Consider the following 18,099-nt stretch of genomic DNA (forward strand, 5'->3'; position numbering starts at 1 on the left):
CCCCCACAGAGCCCCCCTGGAATTATTTTTGGAGTTTGGCTCTGATCTGAAACGATCGTTCGCTTAGCAGGCTAAGGCTTGATCCTGGCGATCCGTCACAGTTGTCAGTCGAGTTCCAACCGGCCGAATTCGTCCGTTAAGCATAGCAAGATCGGGGCAGCTCTCAAGTACCGGAAAGCCGCTTTCGCCTCGAAATTCGGCTATAAAATTTCGAACTCTGTTTTCATTGGATTTTTCGCTACGCTCCAGGGTGTGATGGCGAAAGACAAACTTCCTATTCGCCACCTGAATGCCTACTTCTTGTCAGAAGCAGAGCCGTTCGCAGTTTGGAAATTCGGATGCCTTGCCGATGACTGCGCCTTCCGGATCTTTTCTTCTGAGGGGGCGGTGAGGGGAGCCCTGCTGCGACGGAACAACAAAAGACAACTGGCGGAGCCACATGTTCAACTGGGCCTATAAGAAACGCTTGAAGGACGACCTGGAGCTTTGGGTCGAGAAGGGCTGGGTGAGTTCTGCCGGGGCGATAGCCATATTGAAGGAGCAGGATCAGGATGACGGCCGGTCCCGCCTGCCCATGGCCCTTGCCGGAATAGGCATGGTCTGCGTGGCCCTGGCGCTGCTGGCGTTCATTGCGGCAAACTGGGGTGCGATCCCCAAGTCGGTGAAGCTGGTCGGCATTGCGATGCTTGTCGTGGCAAGCAACGCTCTGGCAGCCTTTGCCGCTTCGAGAGGGCGCAAGGGCATTGCCGATCTTGCCACAGGCTTTGCGACACTGGTCTTTCTCGGAGGCATGGCGCTGGTCGGGCAGATCTTTCACCTGCCCGCGGACTGGCCCGGTGGCGCTTTCCTCGTCTGTCTGGGGGCGCTGGCCGCTGCCTGGCTGACAGGTTCGAAAACATCGCTGATTGTGGCGGCAGGTGCTGCCATTACCTGGCAGGTCATGCGCTCCGATTTCGGAGCGGCGCCGCTCCTGGAAGATCTGATCGGGCTTTTTCTTCTGGTGGCAATCTTTGCGCATCCGGTCGTTCATCCGGCGCGGATTTCGCGCTGGGCCGCGATTTCGCTGCTCTGGGTGACTTATGGCCGCTGGTTCGGTGAAACGGCGGATCTCATGAATTCAGGTGACGACGTCATCGTCGCCATGCTCCTGGCTGGAACCGGCGGGATGGCAGCCGCGATGATGTTGATCGATCCTGTTGCCGATCTCTTTGTGAAGTGGTCCAGCGACCGGCCCATGCGCGGTCACGGGCATTGGTTGATGGCGAGATCGCTTCAGGATGTCGGCATTCTTGTTCTGTCCGTGTTGATCGTTCTGGCGCTGATCCTCGTTCCCGAGGTTTCGGACGAACCCGCCTTGAAGGGACTTGCGGCACTGCCGGCTCTGGTGCCGCTCGCCGTTGCCCTGGCTCTGCTGGTCGCCGGAATGTTGTTATCCTACAAGACCGTCAAATCGGGTGCGCTTTTAGGGGCGACAGGCCTGGCGCTGGTGGCCGTGCTGATGCCGGTGCTGTCAGCCAACATCCTCGTCCTGGCAGCATTCGTTCTGGCGGCGCTGATCGGTCTTTGTGCATTGGGGACATGGTACAACAACAGGTTCTGGATGCTTTGTGCCTACCTGGGCCTGACTGCGGTCGCGCTCTGGCTGCTTCAGGTCACCATCGGCAGCCTTTTGGGGCAATCGCTGTTCTTCCTCGTCGCAGGCGTTATGCTGCTGGGGATGGCGCTCTGGTTGGCGCGTCTGATGAGACGCGGTGGTCGAGCGCCGGTTCAGGCTGACGTTACGAAGGAGGTGCAGGGATGAGCACGGCAACCGCAACACTTTCCTCACAACCGCGTTCCCGCAGCCAATGGATGCTCTGGGCGCTTTTGGCCCTGATCCAGCTTGGCCTCATATCAATCCCGCTGGTCGACAGGCTGACCGTTCAACACAGCGGAACCGCTGTGCCGCTTGCCGTGGTGCCGGTGGACCCCAGGGACCTGCTGCGCGGCGACTATGTGGTGATCAATCTGGCGATCGGCACCCTGTCCAAGACTGTGCCCGGTGCCGACAAGGTCCAGTCGGGAGACAGCATCTTCGTCGGCCTGAAGTCCGAAGGAACGGGCGCTGCCGTGCCGGTGCTGATCGCGAACGAACGAGCCGAAGCCGGAGATCTGGCCATCGCAGGCACCGTTCGCGCCGTGCTTGGGGACGAGATTAGGGTCGACTACGGCATTGACGCCTTTTTCCTGCCGGAAGGCGAAGGGCTTGAGATCGAGCGGATGGATCGGTCGCGCATTCTGCTGGAAGTTGCTGTCACCGAAGACGGCCGGTCTTTGCCGGTGAACCTTCTGGTCGATGGAAAGGTCTTCCGGTCCGACGCGATCTTTTGACGTCCGACCATTCTGGCGGTAAGAGCGCGTCAACCGAAACCCGTCTGAAAGACCATCATGTCCGATCCCGCGCTTGATACACTCGTATTGCCTCTTGAAACCGGGGCTGTCGAGCTTGCCGACAAGAGCCGCGTCCTGTTTCTGCGCGCAAGGGCAGGACGTGCGCTTGCAGCGCTTGCGGACGCAAACCTTGTTTGCGAACAGAGCTTCGCGCCAGACCGGGATGCGCTGCAAAAGGCGGGGCTGAAAGTCGATGCGGAAACGGAGGCCGACGGATTTGACGCTGTTCTCGTTCTGCCGGGGCGGCAGCGGCAGGAAGCAAGGGCACAGCTTGCCCGAGCTGTTTCAAAGACAAGGCCCGGCGGCATTGTGATTGCCTGTGCGCCGAACACTGAAGGTGCGAAGACGCTGGAAAGTGATCTTCAGGATCTTCTGGGCAGTGCCGAGAAAATGACCAAGAACAAGTGCCGTGTTGTCTGGAGCGACGTGTCCGATGACAGCCTGAACACCTCACTCCTTGCCGAATGGCTGACGCTCGACGCGCCGCGGCCCGTGCTTGACGGTGCTTTTGTCAGCCGGCCGGGCGTCTTCGCCTGGGACAGGATCGACCCGGCCTCCAGACTTCTTGCAGACCAACTGCCGGCGACGCTCAAGGGCAGGGGCGCGGATCTGGGTGCAGGCTTCGGGTATCTGACCCGTGCCGTCTTCGAGAAGGCTCCCAAGGTCACATCGATGGATCTATTCGAGGCGGAAAAGCGGGCGTTGGATTTGGCCGAACAGAACCTGGCGGCCTTCAAGGGCCTCAGAACGATGAACGGTATCTGGTCGGATGTGACCCAGGGGATCGAGGGGCCGTACGACTTCGTCGTTTCCAACCCGCCGTTTCACCAGGCCGGCAAAGCGGATCGCGCCGACGTCGGTCAGGGCTTCATCCGGTCCGCTGCCCGTGGGCTGCGCCCTGGCGGCGAATTCTTCATGGTCGCCAACCGGCATCTTCCCTATGAGCATACGCTGGGCGAGGTCTTCGCCGACGTGAAACAGCTCGCCGATGAAGGCGGCTACAAGGTCATCCGGGCGGTCAAAAGGCAAGGGGGGACGGTAACATGCGTCTTGTGAAACTCCTCGCCAATCTCGGCTATGGCAGCCGGAAGGAAATGCAGGTCGCCATCCGCAACGGTTGGGTCACCGACCTCAAGGGCAACCGGCTGAAAGCGGATGCCAAGACCGCTCACGAGGACATCCTCTTCGATGATGAGCCGCTCGACCCTGCACATGGCGTCGTTATCCTGATGAACAAGCCGCTCGGCTACACCTGTTCCATCAAGGATCAGGGCCGGCTTGTCTACGATCTGCTGCCGGACCGGTTCCGCATGCGCAAGCCCGTGCTGTCCACCATCGGCCGTCTCGACAAGGAGACATCCGGTGCCCTGCTGTTCACCGACGACGGTACGTTCCTTCATCGCGTGATCTCGCCGAAGTCCGAAGTTCCCAAGATCTACGAAGTGGCACTCGACCGTCCGATGAAGGGCGACGAAGGGGCGTTGTTCGCTTCCGGCGACATGATGCTGGAAAGCGAAGACAAGCCGCTGAAGCCGGCGGAACTTGAGGTGATCGACGAGACCCATGCCCGCCTTACCCTGCATGAAGGCCGGTATCACCAGGTTCGCCGCATGTTTGCGGCAACGGGCAACCATGTCACCGATCTGACCCGCAGCCACATCGGCGGTCTCGGTCTGGAAGGCCTTGAAGAAGGCCAGTGGAAAGTTCTGTCCGAAGAGGAAAAGACGCGTATCTTTGGAGGCGAGTGAGGTCACGTTTGCACGTTCGTGCTGCCGGACACGCAATTTTCACAAAAATGCGTTTCTGTTTTTAATTAAGCGAAATCAGATATTTATCTGTTCTCTGATCGCTCGATACTGAAAAAATATCAAATAAGTTTTTTCCTGCTGCATCCAAAATTCGATCTGCCGTGTTCCCGGGATGTGAGGCCAATCCGATGCCTCCTGCCTTTGAAAGACGGAGATCTGAAATGCCCCTTTTTGCACGTAGCCTTCTGACTGCAACCGCCCTTGTTCTTGCCGCAGGCGCTGCGCACGCAACCCCTGCGATCGGTCTTGCCGGTGATAAGACCCTGGTGGTCATCGACAGCAATTCCGGAAAAGTCACCGAAAAGATGGAGGTCTCCGGCGTCGACAGCCTGCTCGGCATTGACCTGCGGCCGGCGACGGGGCAGCTCATCGGCGTCAGTGCCGCCCATGAAATCGTCGAGATCAATCCGAAGACCGGTGCGGCAACCGTGATCTCCAGGATGGACAAGATGCTGCCGCTGAAGGACGGGCAGCCTGTCATCGTCGACTTCAACCCCAAGGCCAACAAGTTGCGCTTCATGACTGGCGTGACCAACCACAGGGTTGATATTGAAAGCGGCAAGGTGACCGTCGACGGCAGCCTGGCCTTTGAGGAAAAGGACATGCATGCGGGCGAGACGCCGAACATCGTGGCTGCCGCCTATATCAATTCCTACGGCCAGCCGGAAACGACGGCGATGTACGATATCGACGCGACCATCGGCGCGGTCATCCGGCAGACGTCTCCGAACGACGGCACGCTAGCAGCCGTCGGCAAGCTGGGTGTGGACGCTGCCGAAACCTACGCTTTCGATGTCGCGACAGACGCGGAAGGCAACAACAAGGCCTGGCTCGCAACAGGCACGTGGCTGCACACCGTTTCGCTGGAAACCGGCAAGGTGACAGGAAGCTGGGAACTGGGTGGTCTGGAATGGCCGCTGCGCGACATCACCTTCATGACCGCAATGTAACGGCCATCCATACATTGAGCTAAAGGAGCATCTTCAGCCCAAAAATAAAGAAAGATGCTCTGGGCTTTGCGGACCTTTCCCTCCTGGATCGCAAAGCCGTTTGCCGGAGCAGCCTGGACCACCCACCCCTGGCTGCTCCGGTCCTTTTCAAGGCAGATGGTCCGGCAACGCTGTTGATGCGTAGCAGTCAGGAGACCGGTGAGATTGAAGAAGTGAGACCAACGTGCTGGATATGCCGGAAAGCGTAAGCGAAGTGAACCACGCGGCCCTTCTGGCCGCCTGCGCACGCAAGGACCGGCAGGCCCTGCGGCAGATCCTGGAGCTGGAGGGTCCGAAGATGCTGGGCATTGCCAAGCGCATGTTGCGCCGGCAGGACCTTGCTGAAGACGCCCTGCAGGATGCCCTGGTCCTGATCTGGCGCAAGGCTTCCCAGTTTGATCCGGCCAAGGGATCCGGACGCGCCTGGATCTACGCGGTTCTGAGGAACAGGACCCTGAACATGCTGCGCGATGGAGCCCGGGAAACGGCAACAGATGACGACAAGCTGGAACGCCAGATCGATGGCAGCGACCTGAACGAAGCCTGGGAAATGCTGGGTCACGACAGCGAGTTGCGCCGGTGTCTGGGGCGGCTGGAAACCGAAAAGCGCAGTGCGGTGCTGATGTCCTATATCTGGGGCTACACCCATGGCGAGATTGCCGGCCGTCTGTCGGCCCCCCTTGGAACGGTAAAGGCATGGGTGCGCCGTGGCCTGTCGTCCCTGCGGGAGTGCATGTCATGAGAACAGCCCGCCGTGACCTTGCCGAGCTTGCCGACGAATTCGTCATTGGCCTGTGCGACCCGGAAGAACAGCGCGAAGTGGAAGAGCGCCTGATGAAGGAGCCGGAATTGGCCGTTCTCGTGGAACTTGCCCGTCAGCGGTTCGCCGCCCTGGACGCTGCGACACCTCGTGAAGCCGTGCCCGACAGCCTTTGGCATCGCGTTGAAAGGCGCCTGGACGCAGTGGAAGAGAGCCTGGTCGCACCCAGGGCAACAGACAGCCGAGCTGCGGCACCGGTTGATCTCAAGTCCGAGAGAGAAAAGCGCAGCAGACCCCTTTTATGGACCGCGGCGGCCAGCCTTGCGGCGAGCCTCGTAATGGCCATTGCGCTGGTCTGGAACGTGATGACGGGCGTTGAGCCACAGGTGATCGCCGTTCTCGTCAACGATGCCGGTCAGCCGGTTGCGATGATCGAGGGGGCCGACAACAATGCGACCCAGGTCACACTGCTCGGCGAGACCGACGTTCCGGCGGGCACGATCCTGCAGCTCTGGACCAAGCCGGATCCGAACGGGCCGCCTGTTTCCATTGGCATCTTCGATGAACCGAAACAAACGGTCCTGCAAGCTGCCGGTCTGCCGGTGCCGAAGCCTGACCAGCTTTATGAAATCACCTTCGAACAGCCCGGTGGGTCTCCAACCGGTTTGCCCACGGGACCGATCCTCGGCAAGGGCCTTGCCAAAGAGCCGAGGTGATCTTCAGCTCAAGAGGTGTTTCGTCAGAGGGCGCTCACGCGACCTCACACAAAAACACCCGGCAAATGAGTTTTTGCCGGGTGTCGGTTGTTTGCCAAATTTGCGAATTCAGTTCTTGGATGCCTTGGCCGCAAGGGCGATCGCGATATAGCTCCATCCGTTGAGCATCACGGAAATGCCTGCCAGCAGCCCAAGCGCCCAGGCTGCGGAACTCGGCAGCTCCAGCCAGATCATGGCGCCGGCCACAAGTGATACCAGCCCTGCGATCAGCACCCAGACCCAGCCTTCATGCGGCTTCAGCTTGAAAGCCAGCAGAATCTGACTTATGCCCTGTGCCACGAAGATCGCGGCGATGACCAGTGTCAGTGCGATGGTTCCCGCAAGCGGGTTCACGTAAATCACGATGCCACCGATGACGGCGATGATGCCGGTAATCAGGTTCCAGAGGAAACTGGCGGTGCCATGGGTCTTGAACGAATTGTAGATCTGCACCAGGCCGCCAACGAACAGCACGGCCGCAATCAGGATCGTCACGGCAATCGAGGTTGCCAAGGGAGCGGCGATCAGGATGACGCCACCTATGACCAGCGCAATGCCGAGCGCCAGAAACCAGCCCCAGTTATCCTGAATCTTTCTTTTCATATTCTCTACAGCCTGAACCGTATCTGTCATTTTGACCTCCTCACGCTCCGGTTGCTGATGTCGACCGTAACCCCTTTGCAAATAAACGCAATATCCTGATGACAATTTGCCAGGGAAGGGGATCGTCAGTCTGTGACTTGACTTTTAGTGTGTATATGCACACAAAGCCCGCATGGAAGAAGACGACTTCTCGCTCTGCGTTCTGGACAACGCCCGCAAGGCCGCACGGGCTGTCAGCCGGCATTACGACAAGCTGGCACGGCGGGTTGGTATGACACCGGGACAGTTTTCCGTTCTTGTCACGATCCACAAATACGAGGATGCAACGACGGCGGAGCTGGCGGAACGGCTGTCCATGGACCGGACAACGCTGGTCCGCAACGTGGCACTTCTGGAACGCAAGGGACTGGTGGTATCGCAACTCGTCCAGGACGGCCGCAGCAAGCAATACCGGCTGTCGCCAAAAGGCGCAGAGCTTTTGAACAAGGCCCTGCCGTTATGGCGGCGGGCTCAGGCGGACGTGAAGGACCATCTGGGCAGCGATGAGTTTCTGCGCGCCATCGACACCTTGAAACGGCTGTCGGAGCTTTAGCCGGGCGTCGCTCATTTCCATTTCGGGCGGACTGGCAACCCGGCTCGATACATCTTAACTGCCGGGGCGGGGGCACTGGCAAACCAATGCGAGGTAAGACATGCGGCGTGTGGTCGTAACGGGACTGGGGATCGTTTCCCCGCTGGGCACCGGAGTAGAAGCTTTCTGGAGCCAGGTGAAGCAAGGGGACAACGGCATCCGCAGGATCACCCACTTCGACGCGAGCGATCTGGCTTGCCAGATCGCCGGTGAGGTTCTTTCCAAGGCGGAAGACGAACACGGCTTTGATGTCGATGCGGTGATGGATCCGCGTGAACAGCGCCGCTCTGACCGGTTCATCCACTTCGCCATGGGCGCGGTTCAGGAAGCGCTTGCCCATGCCGGTTGGGAACCGAAGTCCGACAAGGACAAGGAACGGACCGGTACGATCATCGCGACCGGGGTAGGCGGATTTCCGGCCATGACCGCCGGAACGCGGCTGGTCGACGAAAAAGGCCCTCGGCGCGCATCGCCTTTTCTGGTGCCCTCGTTCCTGGCCAATCTCGCTGCCGGGCAGGTCTCCATCCGTCACGGCCTCAAGGGTCCGATCGGCGCGCCGGTGACAGCCTGTGCCGCCAGCCTTCAGGCCCTTGGCGATGCCGCCCGCATCATCCGCTCCGGAGAAGCCGACGTGATGGTTGCCGGCGGGTCGGAAGCCTGTATCGACAAGGTCTCCTATGCCGGTTTCTGTGCCGCAAAGGCGATGTCGTCCAAACGAAACGACGATCCCGCCCATGCATCCCGGCCATTTGACCAGGACCGAGACGGCTTCATCATGGGTGAGGGCGCCGGCATTCTGATTCTGGAAGACTTTGACCATGCGACCGCCCGTGGTGCGACGATCCTGGCCGAACTGGCCGGTTACGGCACCAGCGCCGACGCCTATCATGTAACCGCGTCTTCGCCGGACGGTGAGGGCGGCCTGCGGGCCATGCGTCAGGCCCTGGCGACGGCCAATCTCTCTGCCGGTGAAATCGGCTACGTCAATGCGCACTCCACGTCGACGCCTGTGGGCGATGCCGCCGAGATCGCGGCGCTGACAACTCTGTTCGAAAACCGTGGCAAGGACCTTGCAGTCTCGTCATCGAAGTCGATGTTCGGCCACCTGCTGGGAGCGGCCGGAGCCGTTGAAGCGATTGCCTGCGTCAAGGCGCTGATGAGCGGCCTGCTGCCGCCCTCACGCAACCTGGAAGCCGCAGACGAGGCCATGAGCCGGTTCGAAATGATCCCCGGCAAGGCCATTGCCCGCGACGTCAACCACATCCTCACCAACGGCTTCGGCTTCGGTGGCGTGAATGCCAGTGCGGTGTTCTCGAAGGTGTAATTCTCAAAGGCTGACAGCCGTTGCTCATTCTTTGAGCTTTGAGAAACGAAAAATCCCATATATGAGAAAATTCTCATTTGTGGGATTTTTGATGTCGAACCTTGATCAAGATCTTGCCCGGCGGCTGACCGACCTTCGCCGGGCCAGAAACTGGCCGCTGGAAGAGCTGGCCAAACGCACCGGTATCAGCCGGGCGACCCTCTCGCGGGTCGAGCGGGGTGACACCAGCCCGACAGCAAACGTGCTGGGCAAGCTTGCTTCCGCTTTCGGGCTTTCCATGGCCGAACTCTTCGGATCTGCTTCCTCAACAGTTGAACGCCTTGTCCCCCGGGAAGCCCAGGCCGTCTGGACGGACCCGGAGACCGGTTACACCCGGCGCACGCTGACGCCCGCTGCCAGCGGATACCGCGGGGCGATGATCGAAGGCTGCATTCCTGCGGGCGCCACTGTTGCCTATGCGGCGCCACCGGTGCCGGATCTAGAACATCAGCTTGTGCTTTTGGAAGGCAAACTGCGGCTGGTCGTCGGTCCCGACACCTACGATCTGGCCCCCGGGGACGCGCTCCGGTTTCGCCTCAATGCCCCCAACAGCTATCATGCGTCCGGCAAGGTGCCGGCACGCTATTTCCTGACGGTGATCACGCCATGACCCTTTCCGAAACCGCAGTCCTGACCACTTCGGGTCAACCTCAGCCGTTCGTGCCTGAAGCCCCGGTTTATCTGATGTCTGCGGACGAAGTTCGCAGCTCCCTTTCTGCTCTGGGGCAACTCCTGAAAACATGTGTGGAAGATGGCGCTGGGATTGGCTTTATTCTGCCGATTTCTCAGGAGAAGGCGGAAGCGTTCTGGGCCGGTAAACTACCGGCCATTGAGAGCGGCGAAGCCTTTCTGCTCGCTGCTCGTCAGGGCTCTGAGATTGCCGGTGTCGTGATGCTGGTGAATGCCGGGGCGGACAACCAGCCTCATCGGGCAGATGTCGCCAAGCTGATGGTCCATCCGGAACACCGCCGCAAGGGACTTGCCAGAAAGCTGATGACAGCTATCGACGGGCTGGCGATGTCTGTGAACCGCTGGATGCTGGTGCTGGATACGGTAACCGGAGACAGGGCGGAAAAGCTCTACCCGACCTGCGGATATCAGAAGGCTGGCGTCATTCCGGATTACGCCTACAACAGCCATGGCCATCTGGACGCCACGACCGTCTTCTACAAAGACCTGCGGTAGGGGAGAGCGTTTCCGTTAGTGGCAAACGACCGTTTGGAGGACTGCCCATCCATGATGCCTTCCCAGCCAAAGCGGGGAGAGAGAATGTTCATGGGTTGTCTGGGGAAATAACCGCAAAGACCCGGGCCCAAAAAGGCCCGGATCTTCGTTGAATTTCAATCGCAGCGATAACAGTCAGAGCGGATCACTCGAACTGAAACGCCAGTCCCGCTTAGTCGCTGAATTCGACCGAATTGGATTTGACACCCAGGTTATCGAGCACTTCCTGAACGGCGTCCATCATCGGCGGCGGTCCGCACAAATAGAAGTGACGGTCGAGATCCGGCACCAGGTCCTTGATCATGCTCGCATCGACCATGCCATGGTGGCTGCCTGCGGTATCTTCGTCCGACAGCACGTGGTCCACCTTCAGACCATCCATCGCTTCAAGCTCCTGACGATAGATGATGTCGTCCGAGGTCTTGTTGGCAAAGATAAGCTGGTTGCCGTCCAGCTTGCCCTTCTTTTCAAGATCCCGGAAAATCGCAAGGAACGGCGTGATGCCGGCTCCGCCGGCAATAAACACGCCGGGCTCATCGTAACGGAAGGTCTTGAAAGGCTGATCGATCAGAACGGTGTCACCTTCCTTCAACTTGTGAAGGCGTGCCGTCACCCCATCATGATCAGGGTAGCCCTTGATGGTGAACTCAAGCGTGCGCTCTTCCGGAAGCGAGGTCATGGTGAAGGGCCGGGTCTCTTCCCGCCAACCGTCTTCGTCGACCGCTAGCTCTGTAGCGTCGCCGACTTTGAAATCAAATCCGTCCGGTTCGACAAGACGGAAGCGTTTCACGTCGTGCGTGACCTGGTCGATCTTGAGAATAGTCGCCTTGTGCATGTGTGCGTCTCCTTCTTGCTCAAGGAGGAAACGCGGAAAGGGGGTGGAGAGTTCCCCCAGGATCAAATACCTCATCAGCCGCATTCCGGCTGGTGAGGGGTGCACAAGGCAGGCGGGCCATCGTGTGCACCGGTTATCCTGAAGCGGTGCTTTGTTTCCGCTTCAGGCCACGGCGCGAACTTGAATCAATTTGTGAAGACGACTGGCTGGCCCGCTCCGCTAGCTTGCCTCGTTCAGCATCTCCAGCTCCAGCCACTGCTCTTCCGCAGCATCTTTTTCTGCTGTGAGATCAGTGATTTGCTGGGAGATCTTGGCAAACTTGTCAGGGTTCTTCACGTAAAGCTGCGGGTCGTTCATTTCCGCCTGAAGAGTTTCAAGACGCGCTTCCAGCTTCTCGATCGTCTCCGGCAGGGTTTTCAGGAGATGCTGCTGGGTGAAGCTCAGTTTCGATTTCGCCTGAGGCTTTTGCGGCGAAACCTCTGGCGTAGAAGCTTTTTCCTTTTTCGCCGGTGCAGACTTGTCCACTTTGCGGGCGGTTACACCTTCGCCCCGCTGGGCCAGCATGTCGGAGTAGCCACCGGCATATTCACGCCAAAGGCCATCGCCTTCCGAAACGATGACGGAAGTTGCCACCCGGTCGAGGAAGTCACGGTCGTGGGAGACGATCAGCGCCGTGCCGGGATAGTCGGCCAGCAATTCCTGCAGCAGGTCGAGCGTTTCCAGATCGAGGTCGTTGGTCGGTTCGTCGAGCACCATCAGGTTCGACTTGTTGGCCAGTGCCCGGGCGAGCATGGCGCGTGCCCGTTCACCACCCGAAAGCACCCCCACAGGCGTGCGGGCCTGTTCCGGTGAAAACAGGAAGTCCTTCATGTAGGACATCACATGTTTGGTTTCGTCGCCGATCACCACCGTATCGCCGCGCCCGCCGGTCAGGACGGACGACAGCGTGTCGTTGAGATTGAGGTTCTCGCGCTTCTGATCGAGCGTCACCATTTCCAGGTTGGTGCCGAGCCGCGTTGCGCCGGTGTCCGGCGCCAGCTCGCCGGTCAGCATTTTCAGGAGTGTCGTCTTGCCGGCGCCATTCGGGCCGACGAAGCCGACCCGGTCGCCGCGCTGGATGCGAGTGGAGAAGTCCTTGACGATGGCGCGTTCGCCATAGGTCTTGGAGATGTTCCTGGCTTCGATCACCAGCTTGCCTGAAACTTCGGCGTCCGTTGCAGAAAGCTTGGCGGTGCCCTGCGGTCCGCGATGTTCGCGCTTCTGCTTGCGCAGGTCCGCCAGCTCGCGCACCCGGCGCATGTTGCGTTTGCGCCGGGCGGTGACGCCATAGGTCATCCAGTGCTCTTCGCGCTTGATCTTCTGCGCCAGCTTCTGCTGGTCGATCTCTTCCTGCTCGAACACCTCGTCGCGCCAGGCCTCGAAGTGGGCAAAACCCTTGTCGAGCCGCCGGGCGATGCCGCGGTCGATCCAGACCGTGGTCCGCGACAGGTTCTCCAGGAAGCGGCGGTCGTGGGAAATCAGCACGAGGGCCGACTTCAGGCTTTTGAGCTCCTGTTCCAGCCATTCGATGGCGGGAAGGTCCAGGTGGTTGGTCGGCTCGTCGAGCAGCAGGATATCCGGTTCGGGCGCAAGCGTCCGGGCGAGGGCGGCTCTGCGGGCCTCGCCGCCGGAAAGGGACTTCGGATCTTCCGAACCGTTGAGGCCGAGAACTTCCAGAAGATAGGCGCCGCGATAGGGATCGTCGCCCTCGGTCAGGCCCTCGTTGACATACTCCAATGTGGAGGCATAGGCCGAAAGGTCCGGGTCTTGTGGCAGATAGCGAACGGTGCGGCCTGGTTGGAAGAACCGTTCACCCTTGTCCATCTCCACCATGCCGGCGGCGATTTTCAGGAGAGTTGATTTGCCCGAGCCATTGCGGCCAACCAGGCACATGCGCTCCCCTTCGGAAACGGAAAGCTCTGCGCCGGTCAGCAGCGGTGTGCCGCCAAAGGTCAGATGAACGTCGCGGAGTGTCAGGAGCGGTGGAGCCATGAGGGTCTTGTTTTCCCGGTCGGAATGTCGGATCGGCGCCCGGTTTACTGGCCGCGCGTTTGCCGCGCAAGCGGCGCTGGAAGGAACGTCCTGTATTTTTGATCGGGATCAGAGAGATTTTGCCGGCCAAATGGGATATTCTTGCCGGTACGTGGACAGGGGCGACCAACAGGCGCAAGACATGCGCCGACAGGAGAGAGCATCATGTCTGACCTGAATCTGGCGAAACGTGAACGCGGCAGCATCCCCCGCGAGCGGTTTCAGACCTTTTTCACCGCGGCCGCACTCTGTCTGGCAGGGGCATTTGCCTGCTTGACCGATGCGGCGCCGGCACGTGCCGATGGCATTTATTTCAACGGCGTTGGTATTGGCTTCGGCTTTGGCAATCGCGGGTATCGGGGTGGCGCTTTCTACGCACCCTATGGCCTCTACGGACCGCCCTATCGTCCCTATGGCGCTCCTTATTATTACCACCCCTATGACATGAGGGCCTATCCCTATCGGTCACGTGTTTATGTCAACCCGCCGCGCTACCGTGGACAACCTCAGCGTGTACCTTATACCAAGACCGGTCTGGCTCCATTCACACCGCAGTGGACCGCTTATTGCGCCCGGAAATTCAAGTCTTTCAATCCGAACACAGGCACGTATCTGGCCTATAGTGGAAAATATCGATTTTGCCGCTAGGTTTGAAACAAAATTTCGCACGCCGAGGTCAAAATATTTGACCGCGCAGTAAAGTTGCGAAAAATTTTTCCGCCTGAATCAAAAAAATAGCAAAAACATCGCCTTTTTGTGTCAAAGATTGGAACGTGCCGTTGGGGGATGCTTGATTGCTCGCAAAGAGCGTGGAATCTTGTGACCCATCGTTCCATTTGCTTCAACTATAACCCAAGAGGGGAGAGCGATATGTTCAAGTCCATGCGTGTAACAGCGCTTGCGGCTGCCTTGATGGCTGCTACATCTATCACTGCGGTTGCAGAGGTGGTCTACCACCGCGGCAACACTGCCGATCCGGAAACCCTGGATCAGCACAAGACCTCCACGACCTACGAAGCTCACATCCTGCGTGATCTTTACGAAGGCCTGGTTGCCTATGGTGCCGATGGCCAGATCATTCCGGGCGTGGCGTCCGAGTGGAAGGTCTCCGACGACGGCAAGACCTACACCTTCATGCTGCGCGACGATGCCAAGTGGTCCAATGGCGATCCGGTCGTTGCCGGCGATTTTGTCTATTCGCTCCAGCGCATCATGAACCCGGAAACGGGCGCCAAATACGCCAACGTTCTTTATCCGATCCTGAACGCGGAAAAGGTCAACAAGGGCGAAGCCAAGCCGGAAGACCTCGGTGTGAAGGCACTTGACGATCACACGCTCGAGATCGCTCTGGAATCCCCGACACCGTATTTCATTGATCTTCTGGGCCACCAGACCGGCCTTCCGGTCCATCCGGCCTCCGTTGAAAAATTCGGCTCCGATTTCGTGAAGGCCGAGAACATCGTCACCAACGGGCCCTTCACCCTGGCAGAGTTCGTGCCGAACGCCCATGTGAAGGCGGTCAAGAACGAGTATTTCCATGATGCCGATCAGGTGAAGATCGACACCGTCTTCTTCTATCCGACGGAAGACCGCGGCGCGGCTCTGCGCAGGTTCCAGGCCGGTGAGCTGCATACCAACAACGATGCACCGACCGAGCAGGTTGCCTTCATGCGTGAGAACCTGGGCGACCAGTTCCACGTGGCTCCGTATCTGGGTACCTACTACTATGCCCTCAACCACGAAGACGAAGTCCTGAAGAACCCGGACGTCCGCCAGGCCCTGTCCATGGCAATCGACCGCGAGTTCCTGGCCGATGAAATCTGGGGCTCCACCATGGTCGCCGGCTATTCCTTCGTGCCGCCGGGCATCGGCAACTACGGTGAACCCGCCTATGCCGACTACAAGGACATGTCCCAGATCGACCGCGAAGAAAAAGCGATCGAACTTCTGACCAATGCCGGTTTCGGCCCGGACAATCCCGTCGAGCTGACGATCAACTACAATACGTCGGAAAACCACAAGAACACGGCAGTCGCGATTGCCGACATGTGGAAACCTCTTGGCGTCAACGTGAAGCTGATCAACACCGACACCAAGACGCATTACGCCATGCTGCGTGACCGCCAGGACTTCGATGTTGCCCGTGCCGGCTGGATCGGCGACTACTCCGACCCGCAGAACTTCCTGTTCATGGTCGAGAGCGACAACGACGGCTTCAACTACGCCCGCTACAACAATCCCGAGTACGACGCACTCATGGACGAAGCGGCCGTTACGGTGGATCTGGAGAAGCGTGCGGACCTCCTGAAGAAGGCTGAAGAGATCTTCATGCGGGACCTGCCGTTCATTCCGATGATGTACTACGGTTCCATGAACCTGGTCTCCGACAAGGTGGCAGGATTTGAGGACAACCTCCTCAACATCCATCCGTCCCGCTGGATGAGCATCTCCGAATAACCTGACAACATCGAGACCGGCAGGGTTTCCCTGCCGGTTCTTGCAAGGCGGCATCAATCAATCAAGATTGACCGAAAGACCGCCGTTTAACGACAGAGGCAAGGCCTATGCTCCGCTATGTCTTCGGACGATTGCTCGGCGCAATCCCGACGCTATTTCTGATTGTCACGATTTCCTTTTTCCTGATCCGCATCGCGCCGGGTGGACCGTTCGATCTGGAACGTCCGCTGGAAGCAAAGGTGATGGAGAACCTCAACAAGATCTATCATCTCAACGAGCCGCTTTGGAACCAGTACCTGTTGTACCTGCAGAGCGTGGCACGTCTGGACTTCGGTCCGAGCTTCTATTTCCGGGACTTCTCGATCAACGAACTGTTCGCGGAAAGTCTTCCCATCTCCATCCAGTTGGGCTTGTCTGCGCTTTGCCTGGCGCTGATCGTCGGCGGTATCCTGGGCGTGGCGGCCGCGCTGCGCCAGAACAGGCCGGCGGACTATTCGATCATGGCGGCGGCAACCCTGGGCGTGACCATTCCCAACTTCGTCGTGGCACCGATCCTGACGCTGATCCTCGGCGTGTGGCTGGGATGGCTGCCGGTCGGCGGCTGGAACGGAGGCGCCTTCGTCAACCGGGTGCTGCCCGTCGTGACCCTGGCCTTGCCGCAGATCGCCGTCGTAGCGCGTCTGACGCGCGGCTCGATGATCGAAGCTCTCAGGTCCAACCATGTCCGCACGGCGAGGGCCTATGGGCTGACCTCCTACATGATTGTCGTGGTGCATGCGCTCAGAGGCGCGATCCTGCCGGTCGTATCCTATCTTGGCCCGGCCGCGGCAGCGCTGCTCACCGGATCGGTGGTGATCGAAACCATCTTCGGCATCCCGGGCATTGGCCGCTACTTCGTGCAGGGCGCTCTCAACCGAGACTACACGCTCGTCATGGGCACGGTTGTTGTCGTTGCCTGCTTTGTCATCCTGTTCAACCTCGTCGTGGATCTGCTCTATGCGCTGCTCGATCCGCGTGTGCGCTACGACTGAGGAGGAGACGTCTGTGACCCTCACTGCAACATCATCCGCCGGAGCGCCCGCAAAGGGGCGTTCCCTGTGGGACGACGCTCGCGACCGGTTGCTCGCCAACCGCGCGGCGGTCGCCTCCATCATCGTGCTCCTGACAATCGGGCTGATCTCTGTCTTCGGCCCGATCCTGTCCGCTCATCACTACGACACCGTCTATCGTGACTACGTGAAGGTGCCGGCCAGCCTGGAGGCCTATCCGAAGCCCGAGCAGGTCGAACCCGGTTTCATGTCCTCCGCCAAACGGGCACGGCTGACGGTGGAGACCTTCGAGCGCGAAGGCGACACGATTGTCGCGAAGGTGACCTCCAGCCGGGACATCGATCCCCGGGCGGTGCTCTATTTCGACCGCAGCGATCTGTTCAAGAACACAGAGCTTACTGACATGTCTGCCGACAACAAGTCGGCAACGGTCAGGGCCGACATCAACTTCATGCATTTCTACTTCGGCACCGACGCCAATGGCCGTGATATGATGACACGGACCTTCATTGCAGGCCGGGTATCACTGACTATCGGTCTTCTGGCGACCTTCGTCGCGATCTCCATCGGTGTTCTTTACGGAGCGACGTCCGGATATCTCGGCGGCAGGGTCGACCAGATGATGATGCGCGTTGTCGACATCCTCTATTCTCTGCCCTTCATCTTCTTCGTGATCATGCTGGTCGTGTTCTTCGGCCGGAACTTCATCTTGATGTTCATCGCCGTCGGGGCGGTGGAATGGCTGGATATGGCCCGTATCGTGCGCGGTCAGACACTGACCATCAAGCGGCAGGAATACGTGCAGGCAGCCGAAGCGCTTGGCGTTGCCGACGGCGGTATCGTGCGCCGGCACATCATTCCGAACACGCTCGGTCCCGTCGTGGTCTACATGACCCTCCTGGTGCCGAAGGTCATCCTGCTGGAAAGCTTCCTGTCCTTCCTGGGCCTCGGCATTCAGGAACCGATGACAAGCTGGGGTGTGCTGATTTCCGAAGGGGCCCGCAATCTGCAAGGGGCGCCCTGGATGCTGATTTTCCCGTCCATCTTCCTGACATCGACCCTGTTCGCGCTGAACTTCATCGGCGACGGCCTGCGCGATGCCCTGGACCCGAAGGACCGGTGAGG

18 protein-coding genes are annotated in these 18,099 nt (G+C 59.5%); 15 read left to right on the plus strand and 3 right to left on the minus strand.

Translation table 11 applies throughout. The features are described from left to right. Nucleotides 1-439: 439 nt before the first annotated feature. From SIAM614_RS00010 to SIAM614_RS00040, 7 genes are all read left to right on the plus strand, one after another. The gene (locus SIAM614_RS00010; RefSeq protein ID WP_040438595.1) at nucleotides 440-1,801 is read left to right on the plus strand and encodes a DUF2157 domain-containing protein; all 1,362 of its coding nucleotides are present in this window, start codon (nucleotides 440-442) and stop codon (nucleotides 1,799-1,801) included. After that, a complete protein-coding gene (locus SIAM614_RS00015; RefSeq protein WP_157139598.1) occupies nucleotides 1,798-2,370 on the plus strand; it encodes a GDYXXLXY domain-containing protein in 573 nt (190 codons plus the stop codon). Before SIAM614_RS00010 ends, SIAM614_RS00015 begins: the two co-directional genes overlap by 4 nt. A 57-nt stretch (nucleotides 2,371-2,427) precedes the next feature. Then, complete coding sequence (locus SIAM614_RS00020; RefSeq protein ID WP_006931042.1) at nucleotides 2,428-3,486, plus strand: class I SAM-dependent methyltransferase; 1,059 nt, start codon at nucleotides 2,428-2,430, stop codon at nucleotides 3,484-3,486. Continuing rightward, nucleotides 3,474-4,178: a pseudouridine synthase gene (locus SIAM614_RS00025; RefSeq protein WP_006931044.1), complete on the plus strand. Its 705-nt coding sequence runs from the start codon at nucleotides 3,474-3,476 to the stop codon at nucleotides 4,176-4,178. Before SIAM614_RS00020 ends, SIAM614_RS00025 begins: the two co-directional genes overlap by 13 nt. Before the next feature lie 221 nt (nucleotides 4,179-4,399). Beyond that, nucleotides 4,400-5,188: a DUF4394 domain-containing protein gene (locus SIAM614_RS00030; protein WP_006931045.1), complete on the plus strand. Its 789-nt coding sequence runs from the start codon at nucleotides 4,400-4,402 to the stop codon at nucleotides 5,186-5,188. Between the two features lie 232 nt (nucleotides 5,189-5,420). Continuing rightward, the gene (locus SIAM614_RS00035) at nucleotides 5,421-5,969 is read left to right on the plus strand and encodes a sigma-70 family RNA polymerase sigma factor (RefSeq protein ID WP_006931046.1); all 549 of its coding nucleotides are present in this window, start codon (nucleotides 5,421-5,423) and stop codon (nucleotides 5,967-5,969) included. Further along, a complete protein-coding gene (locus SIAM614_RS00040) occupies nucleotides 5,966-6,703 on the plus strand; it encodes an anti-sigma factor (protein ID WP_006931047.1) in 738 nt (245 codons plus the stop codon). Before SIAM614_RS00035 ends, SIAM614_RS00040 begins: the two co-directional genes overlap by 4 nt. Nucleotides 6,704-6,811: 108 nt before the next feature. Here the strand turns inward: SIAM614_RS00040 and SIAM614_RS00045 are convergent, their stop codons facing one another. After that, entirely contained in the window at nucleotides 6,812-7,345 is a 534-nt protein-coding gene (locus tag SIAM614_RS00045) for an HdeD family acid-resistance protein (RefSeq protein ID WP_006931048.1), read from the minus strand. Nucleotides 7,346-7,517: 172 nt separating this feature from the next. Between SIAM614_RS00045 and SIAM614_RS00050 the strand changes: the two genes are divergently transcribed. From SIAM614_RS00050 to SIAM614_RS00065, 4 genes are all read left to right on the plus strand, one after another. Then, nucleotides 7,518-7,937 (plus strand): MarR family winged helix-turn-helix transcriptional regulator, encoded by a 420-nt coding sequence (locus tag SIAM614_RS00050; protein WP_006931049.1) that lies wholly within the window; start codon nucleotides 7,518-7,520, stop codon nucleotides 7,935-7,937. Nucleotides 7,938-8,037: 100 nt separating this feature from the next. Further along, the gene (gene fabF, locus SIAM614_RS00055; protein WP_006931051.1) at nucleotides 8,038-9,300 is read left to right on the plus strand and encodes a beta-ketoacyl-ACP synthase II; all 1,263 of its coding nucleotides are present in this window, start codon (nucleotides 8,038-8,040) and stop codon (nucleotides 9,298-9,300) included. Between the two features lie 91 nt (nucleotides 9,301-9,391). Then, on the plus strand, nucleotides 9,392-9,949 hold the full coding sequence (locus SIAM614_RS00060; RefSeq protein WP_006931052.1) for a helix-turn-helix domain-containing protein: 558 nt from the start codon (nucleotides 9,392-9,394) through the stop codon (nucleotides 9,947-9,949). Continuing rightward, nucleotides 9,946-10,524 (plus strand): GNAT family N-acetyltransferase, encoded by a 579-nt coding sequence (locus SIAM614_RS00065; protein WP_006931053.1) that lies wholly within the window; start codon nucleotides 9,946-9,948, stop codon nucleotides 10,522-10,524. Before SIAM614_RS00060 ends, SIAM614_RS00065 begins: the two co-directional genes overlap by 4 nt. A gap of 211 nt (nucleotides 10,525-10,735) precedes the next feature. On the opposite strand, the gene SIAM614_RS00070 is transcribed toward SIAM614_RS00065, so the two are convergent. Next, entirely contained in the window at nucleotides 10,736-11,398 is a 663-nt protein-coding gene (locus SIAM614_RS00070) for an FAD-binding oxidoreductase (RefSeq protein WP_006931054.1), read from the minus strand. A gap of 219 nt (nucleotides 11,399-11,617) precedes the next feature. After that, nucleotides 11,618-13,429, minus strand: coding sequence for an ATP-binding cassette domain-containing protein (locus SIAM614_RS00075; protein ID WP_006931055.1), 1,812 nt, complete (start codon nucleotides 13,427-13,429; stop codon nucleotides 11,618-11,620). A 204-nt stretch (nucleotides 13,430-13,633) separates the two neighbouring features. On the opposite strand from SIAM614_RS00075, the gene SIAM614_RS00080 reads away from it, so the two are divergent. From SIAM614_RS00080 to SIAM614_RS00095, 4 genes are all read left to right on the plus strand, one after another. Beyond that, nucleotides 13,634-14,116 carry a BA14K family protein gene (locus SIAM614_RS00080; protein ID WP_006931056.1) on the plus strand — a complete coding sequence of 161 codons (483 nt, stop codon included), beginning with the start codon at nucleotides 13,634-13,636 and terminating at the stop codon, nucleotides 14,114-14,116. 222 nt (nucleotides 14,117-14,338) lie between these two features. Beyond that, nucleotides 14,339-15,925 carry a peptide ABC transporter substrate-binding protein gene (locus tag SIAM614_RS00085; RefSeq protein WP_006931057.1) on the plus strand — a complete coding sequence of 529 codons (1,587 nt, stop codon included), beginning with the start codon at nucleotides 14,339-14,341 and terminating at the stop codon, nucleotides 15,923-15,925. A 107-nt stretch (nucleotides 15,926-16,032) separates the two neighbouring features. Further along, nucleotides 16,033-16,956, plus strand: coding sequence for an oligopeptide ABC transporter permease OppB (oppB, locus tag SIAM614_RS00090; RefSeq protein ID WP_006931058.1), 924 nt, complete (start codon nucleotides 16,033-16,035; stop codon nucleotides 16,954-16,956). 13 nt (nucleotides 16,957-16,969) lie between these two features. Then, entirely contained in the window at nucleotides 16,970-18,097 is a 1,128-nt protein-coding gene (locus SIAM614_RS00095; protein ID WP_040438604.1) for an ABC transporter permease subunit, read from the plus strand. Nucleotides 18,098-18,099 lie beyond the last annotated feature (2 nt).

Origin of the sequence: Roseibium aggregatum IAM 12614 (assembly GCF_000168975.1) — a bacterium.
GTDB classification, from domain to species: domain Bacteria; phylum Pseudomonadota; class Alphaproteobacteria; order Rhizobiales; family Stappiaceae; genus Roseibium; species Roseibium aggregatum.